1 pseudogene is annotated in these 468 nt (G+C 73.9%); it reads left to right on the top strand.

The annotated features are described in order from the left end of the window. Positions 1-468, top strand: a pseudogene (locus tag I6F33_RS37935) (hypothetical protein); the annotation flags it as partial.

Genomic DNA, 468 nt, shown 5'->3' with positions numbered 1-468 from the left:
GGACCAGCGGGTGATGATCGCCGGCGGCGGGCCGCAGGACATGCACGACCACTCCGGCGCGACCGCCTCGGCCGCCATCGCGGACCTGTCCGCCGCCGCGCCCCGCTACACGCCCGCGGCTGACCTGCACATGGCCCGGATGCACCTGTGCGCGACGCTGCTGCCGGACCGGACCGTGCTGGTCAACGGCGGTTCGATGATGGAGGAGCACGCGGCCGCGGCGGCGCTGGAGGCCGAGATCTTCGACCCGGTGAGCGGGACGTGGACGATGGCCGCGGAGAGCCGGGTGCCGCGGCTGTACCACTCGGTGGCGCTGCTGGTGCCGGACGGCAAGGTCGTGACCGCGGGCTCCAACCCGGCGCGCAAGACCGAGGAGATGCGTATCGAGGTGTTCTGGCCGCCGTACCTGTTCGCCGGCCCGCGCCCGCTGGCCGTCGTGACCACGCCCGAAGTGCACTACGGCGGCGG

Source organism: Bradyrhizobium sp. BRP20 (assembly GCF_020194215.1).
GTDB classification, from domain to species: domain Bacteria; phylum Pseudomonadota; class Alphaproteobacteria; order Rhizobiales; family Xanthobacteraceae; genus Bradyrhizobium; species Bradyrhizobium yuanmingense.
The sequence above is the reverse complement of the archived record's forward strand: the minus strand, read 5'-3'. Positions and strand labels throughout refer to the sequence as shown.